A 16,973-nucleotide genomic window follows, 5' to 3' on the forward strand; every position below is an offset into this window, starting at 1 on the left:
AAGGGGACCCGGCTGCATGTCCTTTCCGTGGATGACGCGCTCAAGCTGCTCAAGGACAAGGGCTACAAGGCCTCGAAGATGGACAAGGACTCCATCAGCATGACCTATGAGGGCAGCAAGATCCTGCTGGTGCGCTATGACGACGGGGACTGGCAGAGCTACTATGGCACCAGCGGCATCTACATGACGCCCGCTCAGATCAACGAATGGAACCGCACCAAACGCCTCAACCGCGCCTACATCGACAGTGACGGCAATCCGGTGATCGAGTCTGACCTGCTGGTGGGCGACGGCATCACGGACGGACAGTTCATGAACTTCGTCAAGGTGTTCATCGACGTCATCCGCCCGCAGTTCAAGGCGTTTGTCATCGACAAGGGCAGCACGAAGAAGCCGGGCAAGTAAGCCTTTTCCGCCCGTTCAGACAGGCCGGCGCAAGCCGGCCTTTTTCGTTTGCCCGTCAGCCACGCGGCCCGAGCAGTTCGATCTGGTACCCGTCCGGATCTTCCACAAAGGCGATGATGGTGGTGCCTGCGTTCATCGGCCCCGCCTCGCGGATGATCTTGCCGCCCCGAGCACGGATCTCCTCCACCGCCCGATAGACATCGTCCACCTCAATGGCGATGTGGCCGAAGCCATTGCCCAGATCGTAGTGGTCCACGCCCCAGTTGTAGGTGAGCTCCAGCACGCAGGTATCCTTCTCCTCGCCGTAGCCGAGGAAGGCCAGGGTGAACTTGCCGTCCGGATAGTCCTTGCGCCGCAGCAGTTTCATGCCCAGCACCTTGGTGTAGAAGTCGATGGAACGGTCAAGATCGCCCACGCGGATCATGGTGTGCAGGAATCGCATTGTCTAAATCCTCCGTGTCTGAAGATGAACAGTGCCAGCAGCGCCAGCGCCAATGATACGGCATACCCCAGCGTGCCGCCGCCCCAGTGCCACAGCCAGCCACCCAGCAGCGCCCCCACGCCGCCGCCCAGACCGTGACTGATGGCCGCATAGAGTCCCTGCCCGCGCACCTGTACCGGACCGGTAAAGATGCGGTCGATGAGGGTGATGGCGCAGCCGTGGAACAGGGCGTAGCTGGCGGCATGCAGTGCCTGGGCGAACAGCTGCACCGCCACCTCCGTGGGCCAGAGCATGTTCAGTCCCCAGCGCAAAGCCGTCAGGACGATGGCCACCTGCATGAGCGTCTCCACCGACCAGCGGGCGAACAGCCGGTGCATCAACGAGAACAGCCCCACCTCCACGGCCACCGCCCAGGCCCACAGCAGGCTGATGAAGCTCTCGCCATAGCCCGCCTCGCGCCACGCCAGCGAATAGAAGTTGTAATAGACCCCGTGGGAGGCGGTCACCAGAAAGGTGGTGGCCAGCAGCGCCCACACCGTGGGGCGGCGCAGCAGCGCCCTCATGGAAGCCTCCGCCTCGTGATGCGCTGGTCGCGCCTCATCCCGCAGCCGCAGCGTGATGAAAAACACCAGTGCCGCCGCAGCGGTCAGCCAGACGGGCAGCTGCTCGATGCCGCCTCGCTCCAGCCCGGCACCGGCCACCATCACAGCGACGATGAAGCCCACCGATCCCCACAGGCGGATGCGCCCGTAGCGGCCCTTGTCGTGCAGACGTTCCAGCGTGATCGCCTCCACCTGCGGCAGCATGGCGTGGTAGAAGAAGCTGAAGGCCAGCGCCACCAGCAGTACCGGCCAGAAACGGGTGGTGAGCAGCCAGCCGGAGACAAACAGCAGCGTCAGCCCCGCCGCCAACCGTGCCCAGCGCGCCTTGTGGCCGGACTGATCACTCAGGTGACCCCACAGGGCCGGCGCGATCAGCTTGGTGCCGATGAAGGCCCCCATGACCACGCCGATCTGCACCGGTGTCAGACCCAGATGGTCCAGCCACAGGCTGGCGTAGGGCACCAGCACGCCCAGCAGGGCGAAGTAGAAGAAATAGAAGCCGGACAGGTCGCCGTAGCGCAGCCAGTGGGTGCGCATGGCTCAGTCGTTCAGGCGCGCCAGATCCGGCATGGGCGGGGTCACGTCGGCGTTCTGGGCGCGGTGGCGCAGCCAGTGGTCCATCAGCACCAGCGCCAGCTGCGCCTCGGCGATGGGCACGGCGCGGATGCCGACGCAGGGATCGTGCCGCCCCTTGGTGACCATCTCGGTGGGCCGCATGTCGCGGGTGACGCTGCGCCCGGGCACCATGATGCTGGAAGTGGGCTTGAGCGCCAGCCGGGCGATGATGTCCTGCCCGGTGGAGATGCCGCCCAGCACACCGCCGGCGTGATTGGAGAGGAAGCCCCGCTCCGGGGTGATCTCGTCCCGATGCTCGCTGCCCCGCTGGCTGACCACGGCGAAGCCATCACCGATCTCCACCCCCTTGACGGCGTTGATGCTCATCAAGGCCTTGGCGATGTCGGCATCCAGACGGTCGAACACCGGCTCGCCCAGCCCCACCGGCACGCCGGTGGCCACCACCTCCACCAGCGCACCGATGGAGTCGCCGGTCTTTTTCAGATCGATGAGAAACTGCTCCATCTTCGGCAATGCCTCCGGATCGGGGCAGAAGAGCGGGTTGGTGGCGATGAAGTCCCGCTCCACCCGCTCAATGGCCACCGGGCCGATCTGGCGCACGTAGCCGTAGATCTCCACCCCCAGCCGCTCGCGCAGATACTTGCGGGCAATGGCGCCGGCGGCCACGCGCATGGCCGTCTCCCGCGCCGAGGAACGTCCCCCGCCGCGATAGTCGCGGATGCCGTATTTCTGCAGGTAAGTGTAGTCCGCATGGGCCGGGCGGAAGGTGTCGGCGATCTTGCCGTAGTCGCGGGAACGCTGGTCGGTGTTCTCAATCACCATGGCGATCGGCGTGCCGGTGGTGCGCCCTTCGAACACGCCGGAGAGAATGCGCACCTGGTCCGGTTCGCGCCGCGGTGTGGTGAACTTGGAGCTGCCGGGGCGACGCCGGTCCAGATCCCGCTGAATATCCGCCTCGCTCAGTTCCAGCCCCGGGGGGCAGCCATCCACGATGCACACCAGCGCCGGACCGTGGCTCTCGCCGGCGGTGGTGACGCGAAACAGTTCTCCCAGCGTGTTGCCTGCCATGGCGACCTCCTGAAAACGTCAATCCGCATATTCTATCAGCCCGCCATCACACTGCCTTGGCGCCTGAGACGAAAAAGGCGCGCCCAAGGGCGCGCCTTTTCCCGTGCTGGAACACCGAAACGCGTTTACTGACCGCTCCAGGACTTGAGCATGTGACGGGCATAGTGCGGCTGCACCGGACGGTTGTTGTGGCCCAGCAGCTTCTGCAGGGCGGCGATCTGCGCCTCGGACGCCTCGATCGGCTGACGGAACACCATCCAGTAGACCCCTTCAGAGCACGGCGGGGTGGTCAGTGAGCCACTGTACTTGTAGAAGCGGCGGTCATGGGGAAAGAACTTCGTAAGATCGATATGTACCTGCTCATGGGTGTGCGCCTTGCCGATATCCGCCGGCAGGTGATCGATCAGCTTCTGCAATTCCGGATTTTCCGCCCCGGTGCGGTAGAGAATGCCGATCACCGCCAGATTGCCATGGGCGTCCTTGTGCACCAGATGCATCTCCATCGGCAGATTCTCGCCGTTATGCTGGTGCTCGCTGGGCGTGTGGAAGTGAAACTGCAACAGATCGAAGCGGTGACCACCCACCTTGATGTAGCTGCCGGCAGGATAGTTGACCTGCACCGTATGACCGTTGTTGATCACGTTCAGCGCCGGCGTGCCGTAGGCGATGTCCACGGCCGGCAGGCCGACCGTACCCACCGCCAGCGTGTCATCCAGATTGACCGGCGACTGGTTGCGCCCGGTCTTGCAGGTGGAAAACCCGGGATCAAGATCGCCCCAGTGCGCGGGGCCGGTCGCACCCTCGTAACCCCAGTGGGCAGTATGAGCATGCGCGGCAGCCGGCGCATGGGCGCCATGCTCCGCATGCTCCTTGGCCAGCGCCAGTCCGCTGCCAGCCGCCCACAGGGCGACACCCAGTGCCAGTGCGTGTTTCTTCATGTGCAATGCCTCCGAACAATCATTTCAACCAAACAAAAAACGCCCGCCATTCTATCGGGATGGCGGGCGCGTTTAATAACAGTTACCTATATTCAGGATTGCAAAATTAGCCGCTGATCAATAGTAATAGACCGGTTCGTCCTGCCGCTGCTCGAACCAGGACTTGAGGATATGGCGGGCGTAGCGGGGCTGCACAGGCCGATTGTTGGCGCCCAGCACCCGCTCCATGGCCTCCAACTGCTCGGGTGCAGCCTCCACCGGTGTCTTGAACACCATCCAGTAGACCCCTTCCGAACAGGGCGGCGTGGTCAGCGAGCCGCTGTATTTGTAAAAGCGCGTGTCCTTCGGAAAGAATTTGACCGCATTGACGCGCACCTCTCGGTAGCGGACCGGCTTGCCCGGCTTTTTCGGCAGGTGCCGGATGAGCTTTTCCAGCTCATTGTTGAACGCCCCTTCCTTGAACAGGATGCCGATCACCGCCAGATTGCCGTCCCCGTCCCGGTGCACCAGATGCATTTCCATCGGATAGTTGAAGCCGTCCAGCTGATGTTCGCTGGGCGTGTGGAAGTGGAACTGGAGCAGTTCATAGCGGTGATCGCCCACCTTGATGTAGCTGTTGCCGACCGGATAGCTCACCTGCACCGTATGGCCGTTATTGACGATCTTCATCTGTGGCGCGCCATAGACCACTTCCAGCGAAGGCAGATCCTGCGCACCCACACTGCCCTTCTTGCGGCGGATGTCCACCGGCGACTGGTTGCGCCCCAGCTTGCACAGAATGTAGTCCGGGGACAGATCGCCCCAGTGACGCGGGCCGGTATCCCCGCGATAGCCCCAGTGGACACCGTGTTTCCCCGCCGCCTTTTTATGGGAGGCCGGCTTCCGGGCGGGTGCCTGTGCTGCATGCCCCTCAGAAGATGGACGGCCATGGCTACTATCTGCCGTCCCGCCGGCATATTTCTGCGCTTCCTGCTCCAGATTGATGATGGGCTGATCCGGGGGCAGCTTGACCGGCTTGACCTTGTGACCGGCTGGCGGTGCGCCATGTTCCGCCGCGGCCGCGCCGCTGCTCAGCGCCAGCCCCAGCATCAATACGACAATGCGTTTCATGCGTTCGTTCCCTCTCTGCGCGCCTGCAGAATATCGTCAAAGGCTTCCAGCTCCGAGCGGTTGAGGGCGAACACGCCCTCCCCACCCCGTTCGAACTCGAACCAGTAGAACGGCAGCTCCGGGTAGGCCTCTACCAGATTCATCCAGCTGACACCCACCTCCACGATCAGCACGCCGTTGTCCGTCAGGTAGTTCTTGGCATCGGCAAGCATCTTCCGTACCAGATCCAACCCATCCTCGCCGGCGGCCAGCCCCAGTTCCGGCTCCTGGCGGTATTCCGGCGGCAGATGGGCCATCTCGATGGCGTCCACATAGGGCGGATTGGAGAGAATCAGGTCATACCTGCGCCCCTCAAGGGCGGAAAACAGATCGGAGTGGATCACCTCGGCGCGGCCCTCGAGGCCGTGCAGCACCACATTCTCACGCGCCACCTCGAGCGCCTCCGGCGAGATGTCGGCAAGATCCACCCGCGCATGGGGCAGCGCCTGCAGGCTGGCGATCCCGATGCAGCCGGAGCCGGTGCACAGGTCCAGCACCCGTGTCACCGCCTCCGGATCCACCCAGCCGTCAAACTGCCGTTCGATCAGCTCCGCGATGGGAGAACGGGGCACCAGCACATGCTCGTTCACCTTGAAACGCAGCCCGGCAAACCACGCCTCGCCCACCAGATAGGCCGCCGGCTTGCGGGTCTCTATGCGCTGGTCGAACAGCCGCGCCAACTCTGCCCTTTCGGCCAGCGTCAGGCGGCTGTGCCAGTAGCGTTCCGGCAGATTCCAGGGCAGTTTCAGGGCGGAAAAAGCCAGAAAGCGCGCCTCATCCAGTGCATTGTCAGTGCCATGGCCGTAATGCAGACCGGCACGCTCGAAGCGACTTGCGCCCCAGCGGATGAAGTCGATCAGGGTTTCCAGCCCCTCTGGCTGTTCCGAATGCAGCATGAAGTCATCTCGCCTTGAAGTTCAGGCGGACATTATCGGTGGAAAACGGGAATTTGCGAAGGAAAACGAAGAAGGGAGTGTGGAGGCCGGGGCCGGAATCGAACCGACGTCCAAGGATTTGCAATCCTCTGTATAACCACTCTACCACCCGGCCGAACTGGAGCGGGAAACGGGACTCGAACCCGCGACCCCAACCTTGGCAAGGTTGTGCTCTACCAACTGAGCTATTCCCGCGAAGTGCTGCGTATTATAGAGCAGCGCGGACGGTTGTCAATGCCCGCCCTGACACGCGGGTGAGGCCGGCGCCGCCCCCTTCTCGGCCCACTCCTGCGGCGTGTAGGTATGCAGCGCCAGCGCATGGAAACGGGGCAGCAGCGCCGCCAGCGCCCGATTGACGGCGCGATGGCGGGCGATCAGCTTCTCGCCCTCAAAGCGGTCGCTGACCAGCACCACCTTGAAGTGACTTTCCGTGGCCGGACCACTGTGCATGTGGCTCTCGTTGATCACCTCCAGATGCACCGGCGCGAACGCCTCGCGCAATGTCTGTTCGATCTGCGCCTGCAGACTCATCAGTAATTCTCCACAATACCTTCGATGATGCTACGCAGCAGCTTTTCAACCGGCTTGTAGGCGGGCGTGTCCGCCGGCGGCACCCGATAGCTCAGATACACCTTGCCCGGCTCGCCCTTCACGTCATACACGGCGATGGCATAGGGGCACAGCACCACATTGTGCGGATTGGCGCGCACCAGCTTCTGAGAGATATCCGCCTTGCAGAACAGAAAGATCTCGGAGCCATGGGGATAGACCGAATCCTTGTAGCCGATGTCCTTGCCGGTGCGGTCCAGCATGGCCTTGGCGTGGCTGATGTAGCTGATCACCATGCCGCGCGACTCGATGGCATCCTTCAGGTCGGCGCGCACATCCTCGTAATTGCCTTCCACCTGCCACACCATCGCCTGGCCGATGCGCTGCGGCCAGCCTTCGGCGCCCGCCCAGGCGTTCAACCACAGCCCCAACCACAGCGTCGCCATCCATACAGCCTTTTTCATCCCCTTACCCCTTTTGTGCCCTGAAAGCTTTCAATTCTACACCTGCGTTCCGGGCAGATAAAATAAGCGGCATTTATCCAACCACATCAAGGAGCGTTCCATGAGCAAGATCATCGTCAAGGGCCAGGGCGAGTGCGAATTCGACGGCCAGTTCTCCATTCTGGAATGTCTGGACGAAGCCGGCTTTGACGTGCCCTACAGCTGCCGGGGCGGCAGCTGTGGCGCCTGCGAGGTGAAGCTGGTGCAGGGCGAGGTGGACTATGTGCAGGAAACCGCCTACGAGCCCCAGCCGGGCCACATCCTCACTTGCTCCACCATTCCGAAGAGCGAAATTGTCGAAATCGAGCTGCCCTGAGGAAAAACGCCTTCCACAGCATGAAAAACCGGCCTTGCGCCGGTTTTTCTTTGCGGCGGCTCACGGCCGCTCCGTAAAAATGGGGGAGACCCCGTCACCGCCATCCACCGCCATTGCCGCCGGTCAGACCTTCATCCACGCCAGCCCGGCATTCTCCAGACACGGTGTGCCCAGCAGAAAGCCGGGCGGCATCAAGACAGACCCTCCTCGCCCGCTCTGCCCCATGGACCCCCCCTGACGCGCGAAAAAACGGGCCATTTTCCGGGCGGCCCGCAACGCATCCTGCAAAAGCGGGGGAGACCCCGTCGCCAACCGCCCTTCTGACCGTCAATCGCCCCCCTGCATGCCTGACTCCCGATTTCAGAGGCATTCTTTGGGTCGGTTTACGCGCGGCAGACGCGCGTCCTTCAAAATTGGGGGAGACCCCGTCAGAGTTCGTCCAGTATCCGCAGCGCTTCCTGCACGCTGGCCACCGGCAGCACCTCCATGCCTGCAATGGGCTGACGGGGCGCATTGGCCTTGGGCACCAGCGCCCGGGTGAAGCCATGCTTGGCCGCCTCGGCAATGCGCTCCTGCCCGGAGCGGACCGGACGCACCTCGCCAGCCAGCCCCACCTCGCCAAAGACGATCAGATCCTTCGGCAACGCCCTGCCCCGCAGGCTGGAGACGATGGCCGCCAGCACCGCCAGATCCGCCGCGGTTTCGGTCACCCGCACGCCACCGACCACATTGAGATAGACATCCTGATCTCCCGCCTGCACGCCGCCATGACGGTGCAGCACCGCCAGCAGCATGGCCAGCCGGTTGCCCTCCAGCCCCACGGTGATGCGCCGCGGCGCGCCGAAAGGCGAGGCATCCACCAGCGCCTGCAACTCCACCAGCAGCGGACGGGTCCCCTCCCACAGCACCATCACCACCGAGCCGGGCGCCGTCTGCTCACCACGGCTGAGGAAGATGGCCGACGGGTTGCGCACCTGCTTCATGCCCCCTTCGGTCATGGCGAACACCCCCAGCTCGTTGACCGCGCCAAAGCGGTTCTTGAGCGCCCTCAAAGTGCGGAAGCGGCTGTCCGGATCCCCCTCCAGAAACAGCACCGCATCAACGATGTGCTCCAGCACGCGCGGACCAGCCACCTCGCCCGATTTGGTCACATGCCCCACCAGAAAGATGGCCACATCCCGCTGCTTGGCGAAGCGGGTCAGCAACGCCGCACTCTCGCGCACCTGACTGACACTGCCCGGCGCGCTGGACAGCCCTGCCAGAGTCAGCGTCTGGATGGAGTCCACCACCATCACCTTCGGCCTGAAGCGCTCCGCCTGGGCGATGATCGCCTCCACATCCGTTTCCGCCAGCAGGTGCAGGCTGTCCAGCGGCTGGTTCATGCGCCGCGCCCGCAGCGCCACCTGCTGGGGTGACTCTTCGCCGGTGACATACAGCGCCGGCAGCTGACGGCTGAGCAGCAGCAGCGTCTGCAGCAGCAGGGTGGACTTGCCCACGCCCGGATCACCGCCTACCAGTGCCACCTCGCCCGGCACAATGCCCCCGCCCAGCACCCGGTCCAGCTCCGACAGACCGCTGGGCAGCCGGGTGACCGCCTCCGCCTCGATCTCATCCAGCCTTTGCAGGCGGCTCTCGGTCACCCCCGCATAGCCCTTGCCCGACCCACCCTTCGGCGCCGGTGACAGGCGGATCTCCTGCAGGCTGTTCCAGGCACCGCACTCGGTGCACTGCCCCTGCCATTTGGAAAATTCCGCGCCACACTCGCTGCACACGAACCCCGTCTTCGCCTTTGCCATGTCCACCTCGTCCAGATGCAAAAAGCCCCGCTCATGCGGGGCTTTCATCATACTACGAAGCTCCAGTCGGTCACTTCACGTCGCGCCAGTACTCCTTCTTGAGCAGATAGGCGATGATGAAGAACACGAACAGGAACAGCAGCACCTTCCAGCCCAGAGACTGACGGTAGAGCTTGATCGGCTCGCCCACATATTCGAGGAAGTTGGTCAGATCCCGCGCCGCGTGCCTGCGCTCGGCCTCATCGGCGAAGCGGTATTTGTCCTCCAGTACGTTGGGCATGGCCGTGCCCGGCAGGTAGTGGTTGTCCCACACGCCCTTCTCGGGGTCCTTCTCGAAATACCCCAGCAGGAAGCTGTAGATATAGTCCGGACCGGAGCGACGTGCCATCAGGGACAGATCCGGCGGCGTGGTGCCCAGCACCTTTGCGATAGCCTCCAGATCACCACGGGCCAGCACCGCATCGGTGGGTTTGTTGAGGCCATGGGCCATCTTTTCCACCACCTCTTCGTCCGTCCAGCCCAGATCCCGGGCGATGCGGTTGTAGCGCATGTACTTGATGCTGTGGCAGGCCTGACAGTAGTTGGAGAAGAGCACCGCGCCCCGCTGCAGGGAAGCCTTGTCCCGCAGGTCGTTGTTGGCCTTCTCCAGTGGCTGACCATGTCCGCCACCGGCCCAGACATTCAGGCTGACCAGCAGCCCCGCCAGAATCGCGACAAATCCCTTAGCCATGATAGGTCACCCTCGTCGGAACCGGTTTGCACTGCTCATGCTTCGAGGTAAACGGCAGCAGAATGAAGAACAGGAAGTAGCCTGCCGTGAACAGTTGGGCCAGTTTGGTCAGCGTCGGCGTGGCCGGCTGCGTGCCCAAATAGCCCAGCGCCAGGAAGCTGACAGTGAACATGGCCAGCAGCAGCTTGAAGCTGGTGCCGCGGTAACGGATGGAACGCACCGGACAGCGATCCAGCCACGGCAGCAGGAACAGCACGCCGATGGCCGCCCCCATGGCCATCACGCCGAGGAACTTGTCCGGAATGGCGCGCAAAATGGCATAGAAGGGCGTGAAATACCACACGGGCGCGATATGCTCCGGCGTCTTGAGCGGATTGGCCGGCTCAAAGTTGGGCGGCTCGAGGAAGAAACCGCCGCCTTCCGGGAAGTAGAACACCACCACGGCGAACAGGAAGGCAAACGCTACGGCACCCACGGTGTCCTTGACGGAATAGTAGGGATGGAAGGGAATGCCGTCCAGCGGCGTGCCGTCCGGACCCTTGACCTTCTTGATGTCCACACCGTCCGGGTTGTTGGACCCCACCCGGTGCAGCGCCACGATGTGCAGGAACACCAGAATCAGCAGCACCAGCGGCAGCGCGATCACATGCAGGGCGAAGAAGCGGTTGAGGGTGGCATCGCTGATCACATAGTCACCACGGATCCAGGTGGCCAGATCCGGCCCCACCACCGGGATGGCGCCGAACAGGGAGATGATCACCTGCGCGCCCCAGTAGGACATCTGCCCCCACGGCAGCAGATAGCCCATGAAGGCCTCGCCCATCAGCACCAGGAAGATGAGCATGCCGATGATCCACACCAGCTCGCGCGGCTGCTTGTAGGAGCCGTACATGATGCCGCGGAACATGTGCAGATAGACCACGATGAAGAAGGCGGACGCCCCGGTGGAGTGCATGTAGCGGATCAGCCAGCCCCACTCCACGTCACGCATGATGTATTCGATGGAGTTGAACGCCTCGGCGGCGGAGGGCTTGTAGCTCATGGTCAGCCAGATGCCGGTGACGAACTGGTTGACCAGCACCAGCAGGGCCAGCGAGCCGAAGTAGTACCAGAAGTTGAAGTTCTTGGGCGCGTAGTACTGCCCGACATGCTCGTTCCAGGTCTCCACCAGCGGCAGGCGCTTGTCCAGCCACTGCAGCAGCGTTCCAGGCTTGTCGAAATCGGGCGTGTTCGGATTGTGCTCAGCCATTACGCCTGCCCTCCTTCCTTGGGATCCTCACCCACGCGGATCAGCGTGTCGGTACGGTAGTGATGGGGCGGAATCTCCAGATTGATCGGCGCCGGCACACTCTTGAACACCCTGCCGGCCAGATCGAAGCGGGAGCCGTGACACGGACAGAAGAAGCCGCCCGGCCAGTCACTGCCCAGTTCGGCGTCCTTCGGCTCCGGCTTGAACAGCGGCGCGCAGCCCAGATGCGTGCACACGCCGATGGCCACGAACAGCTCCGGCTTGATGGAGCGGTGACGGTTCTTGCAATAGTCAGGCTGCACGGATTCATTGGATTCCGGATCGCGCAGAACGGGTTCAACCTTCGGCAGGGTCGCCAGCATCTCCTCTGTGCGGTGCAGCACCCATACCGGCTTGCCGCGCCAGTTGACCGTCACCAGCTGACCGGGGGCCAGCTTGGAGACATCCACGTCCACCGGCGCGCCCAGCGCCTTGGCCCGCTCGCTCGGCTGCCAGGAGGCCACGAACGGCGTGGCCAGAAAGGTAGCCGCCGTCGCGCCCATAACACCCGTGGCCGCCACCAGCATGCGGCGGCGCTTGAGATTCACTTCTACCGTCTTGGTCTCGCTCATCTGGACCATCCTCTTGCAAACAGCGCCCCATTTTACCGAAAGCTTATGGACGCCTCATAAGTATTCCTTTATGAGGGCTAATAAATATTTATACGGTCAGACCGGGTTGTCGATATCCACAAAGCTCACTTCAAGGTCAAAGCGCTCGGCCAGATGCTCACCCAGTGCCCGCACCCCCACCCGCTCGGTGGCATGGTGCCCGGCGGCCAGATAGTGTACGTCCAGTTCCCGCGCCTCATGGGCCGTCTGTTCCGACACTTCGCCACTGACGTAGAGGTCAGCACCCCATGCCGCCGCCTGCGGCAGCATCTTCTGCGCTGCGCCGGAGCACCAGGCCACCGTCTGCACCTGTTCCGGCCCGCCGGGCAGATGGAGCGGCGCGCGTCCCAAGGTCTCGGCCACACGACGGATGAAATCCTCCACCGGCCGTGGTTCCGACAGACGCCCCAGCCGCAGCAGGCTGTCCGCCTCCGGCGTGATGTCCTCCAGGCCCCAGAGCTTGCCCAGTTGCGCGTTGTTGCCCAGTTCCGGATGGGCGTCCAGTGGCAGGTGGTAGGCAATCAGGTTGAGATCATGCGCCATGAGCGTGCGCACCCGACGGCCCTTCATGCCGGTCAGCGGCGCGGGTTCCCCCTTCCAGAAATACCCGTGGTGCACGAGAACGGCGTCCGCCTCCCGCCTGACCGCCTCCTCCAGCAGCGCCTGACAGGCGGTGACACCGGTGACAATGCGGCGGATCTCCCGTCGGCCCTCCACCTGCAGCCCATTCGGAGCGTAGTCCTTGAAGGCCGGGGCATTAAGCAGCTGGTCGCAGTAGCGCACCAGCTCATCACGGTCGATCATGCCAGAATCTCCTCAAGGGCGGCAATGAGCGCGTCGTTCTGCTCCGGCGTGCCAATGGTGATGCGCAACCAGTCCCGCACCCGCGGAATGCTGAAGTGACGCACGATGATGTGGCGCGCCCGCAGCGCCTCCATGACGCTTTCGGCAGGTTTCGGCGGGCGGGCCAGCACGAAGTTGGCCTGTGAGGGTACCACCTCGCAGCCCAGCCGCGCGAGTGCCTCGCTCACCCGTGCCCGCTCGGCCATCACCGCCTGACGGGTGCGCTGAAACCACGCCTCGTCCTCGAAGGCGGCCTGCGCCGCCACCTGCGCCAGCCGGTCCAGCGGATAGGAGTTGAAGCTGTCCTTGACCCGCGTCAGCCCCTCGATGAGTTCCTCGGAACCGATGGCGAAGCCGACGCGCATGCCCGCCAGCGCCCGGGACTTGGACAGGGTCTGTACCACCAGCAGGTTGGGATGGCGCGCCACCAGCGGCACGGCGGTCTCGGCGCCGAAGTCCACATAGGCCTCGTCCACCACCACCACGCTGTCCCGGTTGCGTTCCAGCAGCGCCTCGATTTCGGCAAGCGTCACCGCCCGACCGGTGGGGGCATTGGGGTTGGGAAAGATGATGCCGCCATTGGGGCGGTCGTAGTCTGCCAGCACCAGCGAGAAATCCTCCCGCAGCGGAATCTGCTCGTAGGCGATGTCGAACAGTCGGCAGTAGACGGGGTAGAAGCTGTAGGTCACATCGGGAAAGAGCAGCGGCGCGTCATGCCTGAGCAGCGCCCGGAAGGCATGGGCCAGCACCTCGTCGGAGCCGTTGCCCACGAACACCTGTTCCGGCGCAACGTCGTAATAGTCCGCGATGGTGCGGCGCAGCTCCAGCGACACGGGATCAGGGTAAAGCCGTAATCGCCCGTCCGCCGCCGCGCGGATGGCGTCCAGCACCTTTTCCGACGGCGGCCAGGGACACTCGTTGGTATTGAGCTTGATCAGGCTGTCCAGCCGTGGCTGCTCCCCCGGCACATAGGGTTCCAGCGCATCAATGCCGGCGCTCCAGAAGCGGCTCACGCCCGCCTCCTCACTTGAGGCGGTAGCGGGCGGACTGGGCGTGGGCCGGCAGCCCCTCGCCATCGGCCAGGGTGGCGGCGATGCGGCCCAGCGTCTGCGCACCCTCCTCCGACACCATGATCAGGCTGGAGCGCTTGACGAAGTCATACACGCCCAGCGGCGAGCTGAAACGGGCGGTGCGGCTGGTGGGCAGCACATGGTTGGGGCCGGCACAGTAGTCGCCCAACGCCTCGGCGGTGTAGCGGCCCATGAAGATGGCGCCGGCGTGGCGGATATCCGGCAGCAGGGCTTCGGGATCGTCCACGGACAGCTCCAGATGCTCCGGTGCGATGATGTTGATCATCTCCACCGCCTGTGCCATGTCGGAGACAGTGATAATGGCGCCACGGTCGCGCAGGGCCTTTTCGATGATCTCGCGCCGCGGCATGGTGGGCAGCAGCTTGTCGATGCTGGCCGCCACGGCGTCGGCGAAGGCCGCATCCGGCGTCACCAGAATCGCCTGAGCGTCTTCGTCGTGCTCCGCCTGGGAGAACAGGTCCATGGCGATCCAGTCCGGATCCGTCTTGCCGTCGCACACCACAAGAATCTCGGAGGGACCGGCAATCATGTCGATGCCCACGGTGCCATAGACATAGCGCTTGGCGGTGGCCACGAAGATGTTGCCGGGGCCGACGATCTTGTCCACCTGAGGAATGGTCTCGGTGCCGTAGGCCAGCGCCGCCACTGCCTGCGCCCCGCCCACGGTGAACACCCGATCCACCTCGGAGATGGCGGCGGCGGCCAGCACCATGTCGTTCAGCTCGCCATCGGGGGCGGGCACCACCATGATCAGCTCCTCCACGCCGGCCACCTTGGCGGGAATGGCGTTCATCAGCACGGAGGAAGGATAGGCTGCCTTGCCGCCGGGCACATACAGGCCCACCCGATCCAGCGGGGTGATCTTCTGACCAAGCAGCGTGCCGTCCGCCTCCCGATAGCTCCAGCTCTCCTCCACCTGATGACGGTGATAGGCGCGGATGCGCTCGGCGGCCACCTCCAGTCCCTCACGCAGCTCGGGCGCGATGGTCTCCAGCGCCTGCTCAAGCCGTGCGCGGGGAATTTCCAGATCGGCCCCCTTCTCCAGCTTGAGGCGGTCGAAGCGCTCGGTGTACTCCAGCACGGCGGCGTCCCCGCGCTCGCGCACGTTGCGCAGCACGTCCAGCACAATCTGGTTGACCTTGTCGTCGGATACGCTCTCCCAGGCCAGCAGGGCGTCCAGCTGCTGACGGAAATCGGGGGCGTTGGCGTCCAGTCGGCGAATGTCAGTCATGGTTGATGGCCTCTTGCATCTGTTGAACCAGGTCCTGAATCAGGTCGAACTTCATCTTGTAGGCGTGGCGGTTGACGATCAGCCGCGAGCTGATGTCGGCGATGTGCTCCATGGGCACCAGCCCGTTGGCCTTGAGCGTGTTGCCGGTATCCACCAGATCCACGATCACGTCGGACAGCCCCACCAGCGGCGCCAGCTCCATGGAGCCGTAGAGCTTGATCAGCTCCACCTGCTCGCCCTTGCGGGCGAAATGCGCCCGGGCGGAACGGACATACTTGGTGGCCACCTTCAGGCGGTGACCGCCCGGCTGGAAGTCCGCCGGCCCGGCCACCATCAGCCGGCAGGGCGCGATCTTCAGGTCCAGCAGCTCGTAAAGGTTGTCGTCATCGGCCTCCATGAGCACGTCCTTGCCGGCCACGCCCAGATCCGCCGCGCCGTAGTTGACATAGGTGGGCGCGTCGGTGGCGCGCACCGCCAGCAGGCGCACATGCGGCAAATTGGTGCGCAGGATCAGCTTGCGGCTCTTGTCCGGGTGATCCAGCGGCACGATGCCCGCCGCCTCCAGCAGCGGCAGGGTCTCCTTGAGAATGCGCCCCTTGGACAGGGCGATGGTCAGGGTGGTTTCACTGCTCATTGGCTGTCCGTCAGGCGGACGATGTCCGCCCCCAGTTTGTGGAATTTCTCTTCGATACACTCATAGCCGCGGTCAATGTGGTAGACCCGGTTGACCACGGTTTCTCCTTCTGCGGCCAGCCCGGCCAGAATCAGACTGGCGGAAGCGCGCAGGTCGGTGGCCATCACCGGCGCGCCGATGAGCCGCTCCACGCCGTTGGTGATGGCCCTGTTGCCCTGCACGGTGATGTCCGCGCCCATGCGCAGAAGCTCGCTCACATGCATGAAGCGGTTCTCGAACAGGGTCTCCTCCACCACCGCGCGCCCTTTCGCCAGTGCGTTCATCACCAGAAACTGCGCCTGCATGTCGGTGGGAAACAGCGGATAGGGCGCGGTGACGATGTCCACGGGCTTCAGCGGACGGTCGCGCATGTCCAGCGTGATGCGGTCCTGCTCGATTTCCAGCTCGGCCCCTGCCTGACGGAATTTCTCCAGCACGGCGGTCATGTGGGCCGGCTCCACATGTGTGGCGGTCACCCGGCTGCCGGTGACGGCCGCCGCCGCCAGATAGGTGCCCGCCTCGATGCGGTCGGGAATGATGTCGTGCACCGCGCCGCTGAGCCGCTCCACCCCTTCGATCACCAGCGTGGAGGTGCCAATGCCGGAGATTTTGGCGCCCATCCTGTTGAGAAAATGGGCCAGATCCTGCACTTCCGGCTCGCAGGCGGCATTCTCCAGCACGGTGGTGCCTTCGGCCAGCACAGCGGCCATCATCAGGTTTTCCGTGCCGGTGACGGTGACCACGTGCATGCGAATGCGCGCGCCCCTCAGCCGCTCGGCGCGGGCGATGATGTAGCCCCGCTCCACGCGGATGTCGGCGCCCATCTTCTTCATGCCGTCGATGTGCACGTCCACCGGTCGGGAGCCGATGGCGCAGCCGCCGGGCAGGGAGACGCGCGCCTCGCCGAAGCGGGCCAGCAGCGGCCCCATCACCAGAATGGAGGCGCGCATGGTCTTGACCAGCTCGTAGGGGGCCTCGCGGGTGTGGATGTCGCTATTGTCCAGCTCAATGTTGAGCTTTTCGTCCACCACGATGCGCGTGCCCATGGAAGCCAGCAGCTGCAGCGTAGTGGTCACATCACGCAGATGGGGAATGTTGCCGAGGCGTGACGGCTCCTCACTCAGCAGCGTGGCCATGAGAATCGGCAGCGCCGCATTCTTGGCGCCGGAGATGCGCACCTCCCCTTCCAGCCGGTTGGGACCCTGTATGACCAGTCTGTCCATTATG

At 64.1% G+C, this 16,973-nt stretch carries 19 protein-coding genes and 2 tRNA genes; 2 read left to right on the forward strand and 19 right to left on the reverse strand.

Features of this window, described 5'->3' with window-relative positions:
- Positions 1–405: YbjN domain-containing protein (locus tag F8K16_RS00490; RefSeq protein WP_294945454.1), on the forward strand; the 405-nt coding region annotated here is incomplete at its 5' end.
- A gap of 55 nt (positions 406–460) precedes the next feature.
- Here F8K16_RS00490 and gloA read toward each other — a convergent pair.
- The 10 genes from gloA to F8K16_RS00540 all read right to left on the reverse strand — a co-directional run bounded on the left by gloA (position 461) and on the right by F8K16_RS00540 (position 7,110).
- Positions 461–847 (reverse strand): lactoylglutathione lyase, encoded by a 387-nt coding sequence (gene gloA / locus F8K16_RS00495; RefSeq protein ID WP_294945457.1) that lies wholly within the window; start codon positions 845–847, stop codon positions 461–463.
- Positions 826–1,986, reverse strand: coding sequence for an MFS transporter (locus F8K16_RS00500; protein ID WP_294945458.1), 1,161 nt, complete (start codon positions 1,984–1,986; stop codon positions 826–828). The genes gloA and F8K16_RS00500 overlap by 22 nt, the downstream gene beginning before the upstream one ends.
- A 3-nt stretch (positions 1,987–1,989) precedes the next feature.
- On the reverse strand, positions 1,990–3,093 hold the full coding sequence (aroC, locus tag F8K16_RS00505) for a chorismate synthase (protein WP_294945460.1): 1,104 nt from the start codon (positions 3,091–3,093) through the stop codon (positions 1,990–1,992).
- Between the two features lie 125 nt (positions 3,094–3,218).
- Complete coding sequence (locus F8K16_RS00510; RefSeq protein WP_294945462.1) at positions 3,219–4,031, reverse strand: carbonic anhydrase; 813 nt, start codon at positions 4,029–4,031, stop codon at positions 3,219–3,221.
- Between the two features lie 117 nt (positions 4,032–4,148).
- Complete coding sequence (locus F8K16_RS00515) at positions 4,149–5,141, reverse strand: carbonic anhydrase (RefSeq protein WP_294945464.1); 993 nt, start codon at positions 5,139–5,141, stop codon at positions 4,149–4,151.
- Positions 5,138–6,076 carry a 50S ribosomal protein L3 N(5)-glutamine methyltransferase gene (gene prmB / locus F8K16_RS00520; protein ID WP_294945467.1) on the reverse strand — a complete coding sequence of 313 codons (939 nt, stop codon included), beginning with the start codon at positions 6,074–6,076 and terminating at the stop codon, positions 5,138–5,140. The genes F8K16_RS00515 and prmB overlap by 4 nt, the downstream gene beginning before the upstream one ends.
- An 80-nt stretch (positions 6,077–6,156) precedes the next feature.
- A tRNA-Cys gene (locus tag F8K16_RS00525) sits at positions 6,157–6,230 on the reverse strand.
- A 4-nt stretch (positions 6,231–6,234) separates the two neighbouring features.
- Positions 6,235–6,310: transfer RNA gene (locus tag F8K16_RS00530), tRNA-Gly, on the reverse strand.
- 36 nt (positions 6,311–6,346) lie between these two features.
- Complete coding sequence (locus tag F8K16_RS00535) at positions 6,347–6,646, reverse strand: BolA/IbaG family iron-sulfur metabolism protein (protein ID WP_294945469.1); 300 nt, start codon at positions 6,644–6,646, stop codon at positions 6,347–6,349.
- Entirely contained in the window at positions 6,646–7,110 is a 465-nt protein-coding gene (locus F8K16_RS00540) for a DUF302 domain-containing protein (protein ID WP_294945471.1), read from the reverse strand. The genes F8K16_RS00535 and F8K16_RS00540 overlap by 1 nt, the downstream gene beginning before the upstream one ends.
- A 118-nt stretch (positions 7,111–7,228) precedes the next feature.
- Between F8K16_RS00540 and F8K16_RS00545 the strand changes: the two genes are divergently transcribed.
- Entirely contained in the window at positions 7,229–7,483 is a 255-nt protein-coding gene (locus F8K16_RS00545; protein ID WP_294945473.1) for a 2Fe-2S iron-sulfur cluster-binding protein, read from the forward strand.
- Positions 7,484–7,911: 428 nt separating this feature from the next.
- On the opposite strand, the gene radA is transcribed toward F8K16_RS00545, so the two are convergent.
- The 9 genes from radA to murA all read right to left on the reverse strand — a co-directional run bounded on the left by radA (position 7,912) and on the right by murA (position 16,969).
- Positions 7,912–9,279 carry a DNA repair protein RadA gene (gene radA / locus F8K16_RS00550; RefSeq protein WP_294945585.1) on the reverse strand — a complete coding sequence of 456 codons (1,368 nt, stop codon included), beginning with the start codon at positions 9,277–9,279 and terminating at the stop codon, positions 7,912–7,914.
- Between the two features lie 70 nt (positions 9,280–9,349).
- Complete coding sequence (locus F8K16_RS00555; protein ID WP_294945476.1) at positions 9,350–10,009, reverse strand: cytochrome c1; 660 nt, start codon at positions 10,007–10,009, stop codon at positions 9,350–9,352.
- Entirely contained in the window at positions 10,002–11,258 is a 1,257-nt protein-coding gene (locus F8K16_RS00560) for a cytochrome bc complex cytochrome b subunit (RefSeq protein ID WP_294945478.1), read from the reverse strand. The genes F8K16_RS00555 and F8K16_RS00560 overlap by 8 nt, the downstream gene beginning before the upstream one ends.
- Positions 11,258–11,869, reverse strand: coding sequence for a ubiquinol-cytochrome c reductase iron-sulfur subunit (gene petA / locus F8K16_RS00565; RefSeq protein ID WP_294945480.1), 612 nt, complete (start codon positions 11,867–11,869; stop codon positions 11,258–11,260). Before petA ends, F8K16_RS00560 begins: the two co-directional genes overlap by 1 nt.
- 96 nt (positions 11,870–11,965) lie before the next feature.
- Entirely contained in the window at positions 11,966–12,712 is a 747-nt protein-coding gene (locus F8K16_RS00570) for a Nif3-like dinuclear metal center hexameric protein (protein WP_294945483.1), read from the reverse strand.
- Positions 12,709–13,764, reverse strand: coding sequence for a histidinol-phosphate transaminase (gene hisC, locus F8K16_RS00575; RefSeq protein WP_294945486.1), 1,056 nt, complete (start codon positions 13,762–13,764; stop codon positions 12,709–12,711). Before hisC ends, F8K16_RS00570 begins: the two co-directional genes overlap by 4 nt.
- 10 nt (positions 13,765–13,774) lie before the next feature.
- Positions 13,775–15,073, reverse strand: coding sequence for a histidinol dehydrogenase (gene hisD, locus F8K16_RS00580; RefSeq protein WP_294945490.1), 1,299 nt, complete (start codon positions 15,071–15,073; stop codon positions 13,775–13,777).
- Entirely contained in the window at positions 15,066–15,707 is a 642-nt protein-coding gene (gene hisG / locus F8K16_RS00585) for an ATP phosphoribosyltransferase (protein ID WP_294945492.1), read from the reverse strand. The genes hisD and hisG overlap by 8 nt, the downstream gene beginning before the upstream one ends.
- Positions 15,704–16,969, reverse strand: a complete 1,266-nt coding sequence (gene murA, locus F8K16_RS00590) for a UDP-N-acetylglucosamine 1-carboxyvinyltransferase (RefSeq protein WP_294945494.1) — start codon at positions 16,967–16,969, stop codon at positions 15,704–15,706. Before murA ends, hisG begins: the two co-directional genes overlap by 4 nt.
- Positions 16,970–16,973: the final 4 nt, after the last annotated feature.

The sequence above is a fragment of the Sulfurivirga sp. genome, from assembly GCF_015490265.1.
GTDB lineage: Bacteria > Pseudomonadota > Gammaproteobacteria > Thiomicrospirales > Thiomicrospiraceae > Sulfurivirga.